Annotated in this window: 1 protein-coding gene; it reads left to right on the top strand. The window is 55.9% G+C overall.

Annotated features, from left to right (window positions below):
• Window positions 1-323: 323 nt before the first annotated feature.
• Window positions 324-1,880, top strand: a complete 1,557-nt coding sequence (locus QMD53_07095) for an IS4 family transposase (protein ID MDI6800402.1) — start codon at window positions 324-326, stop codon at window positions 1,878-1,880.
• The last annotated feature ends 238 nt before the right edge of the window (window positions 1,881-2,118 follow it).

Here is a 2,118-nt window from a genome sequence, read left to right as displayed (position 1 = left end):
GATGGATTGGGGGGTTGGCCTTCAGCGCTGCGGCTTGGCGAGTGGCCCCCCGGGATCGATGGATTGGCTGGAGGGAAGAAGCTCGCAAGTCGAATCTGGGGAAGGTGGTCTGTAACAGTCGGTTTCTGCTCGTGCCTCGGGTGGTCTATTTGGCTTCCCATGTGCTTTCGCTCTGCGCTCGACGCGTGCGGCAGGATTGGGTGGAGCGTTATGGGGTGAGGCCGATGTTGCTTGAGACGTATGTTGAGCGGGACCGGTTTGAGGGGACCTGTTATAAAGCGGCTAATTGGTCTCATGTGGGCGCAACGCAGGGGCGAGGGCGGATGGATCGGGATCGGGCCTCTTTGGCGCCCATTAAGGAAGTCTATGTCTACCCTCTTCAAAGCAACGCCCGCAAGCAACTTTGTGTTGAGCCGCAGCCCAAGCCGATTCGGTGTCGATCGCGGGAGACAGGAGTGGCTCGGGACTGGGCCGAAGAGGAGTTGGGCGAGGCGGGGATTGGGGACCGGCGGTTGAACAAGAGGTTGGTCAACATTGCGCAGGCCTTCTATGCACGGCCTCAGGCCAATATTCCTCAAGCCTGCCAAACACGAGCGGAAACGAAGGCCACGTATCGGTTCTTGGATCATCCTGAGGCGAGCATGGAAACGATTCTGGAGCCCCATTATCAAGCTACCGTGGCACGGATGAGTCGGGAGGCGGTGATCTTGGCTGTTCAAGACACCACCTCGCTCAACTACAGCGCACATCCGGCGACGGAGAACCTTGGGCCGATTGGATATCGGAAGGATCGAGGCATGGGACTGCTTGTGCATGATACGATGGCGTTTAATCGAGAGGCAACGCCGCTGGGATTGCTCGATGTGCAGTGCTGGGCCAGAGACGGAGCGGACTTTGGGAAGAAGAAGCGCCGCCATAGCCTGCCGATCGAGGAGAAAGAAAGTTATAAATGGCTGGTAAGTTTTCGCAAGGTAGCCGAAGCACAAAAGCAATGTCCCCAAAGCATGCTCATCAGTGTCGGAGACCGAGAGGCGGATATCTATGAGCTTTTTGAATTGGCTTTGAGCGATCCTTCGGGGCCAAGGCTTCTGATTCGAGCTGAACAGGACCGGTTGCTTGCGGAAGGTCAGGGGCACTTGTGGGACAAGATGGCTCAGCAGGAGGTTTCGGGGATCCAGGAAATCCACGTCCCCCGCCAGAAGAATCGGCCAGCCCGAGTGGCCCAGTTGGAGGTCCGGTTTGGGAAAGTCAGCTTGAAGCCTCCCGCAGGCAAGAGACGGCTCCAGGAGTTCAGTCTCTGGGCTGTGTGGGCGCGGGAGGCCGAAGCGCCTCCGAAAGGGGAGCGCATTGAGTGGATGCTTCTGAGCACCTTGCCGGTGAACACCTTTGAAGAAGCCATCGAGAAATTGGCCTGGTATACGATCCGCTGGGGAATTGAAGTTTATCATCGTACGCTCAAGAGTGGATGCAAGGTGGAAGAGCGGCAACTGGGGCACGCGGACCGCATCGAAACGTGTCTGGCCATTGACATGGTGGTGGCGTGGCGGATTTTTCATCTGGCGAAGCTTGGCCGCGAAACCCCCGATGTAGCTTGCACGGTCTTCTTTGAAGAAGAGGAATGGAAAGCCCTGGTGGCTTACGTTACTCAAAATCCGAACCCTCCTGACAAACCTCCCACGCTTCGAGAGGCCATGCGCATGGTTGCCACCCTTGGAGGCTTCCTTGGCCGCAAAGGGGATGGCGAACCAGGAACCAAGAGCCTCTGGCTGGGGCTGCAACGACTCGACGATCTTTCTTCCATGTGGAAGCTGCTGACCACAACGCCTAATCCTTATCTCCCTCCTTCCGCCCTTGTGTCCAGCAACCCAGGTTATGGGTAAGGATTAGCTTTAAAATAGGGGGGATGTCCCCCTTCTCCTGGTGAGCATAGAAAAAATAGGGAAGTGTCCTTATTTTTAATTCTGTTTGGCGATAAAGGTTGAAATGCAGATGAAACTTGACAGGAAAACAGGGTATGCGATTTTCGCCGTTCTGGCGGCCCTTGCTTTATATGCAAGCAGTCTATACGGCTATCTATTTTTTCACAGTATAGCCGAGCTGTTCAGCATTTTAGTTGCG

The organism is Actinomycetota bacterium (assembly GCA_030017835.1).
Classification (GTDB): Bacteria; Actinomycetota; Aquicultoria; order UBA3085; family Oleimmundimicrobiaceae; genus Yes70-04.
Note: the sequence above shows the minus strand (reverse complement) of the source record. Positions and strands in the feature narration are given on the sequence as shown.

Bases quoted from the DNA above. Each gene is read 5' to 3' on its own strand.
- QMD53_07095 (MDI6800402.1), top strand. From the start codon at position 324: ATGGATCGGGATCGGGCCTCTTTGGCGCCCATTAAGGAAGTCTATGTC.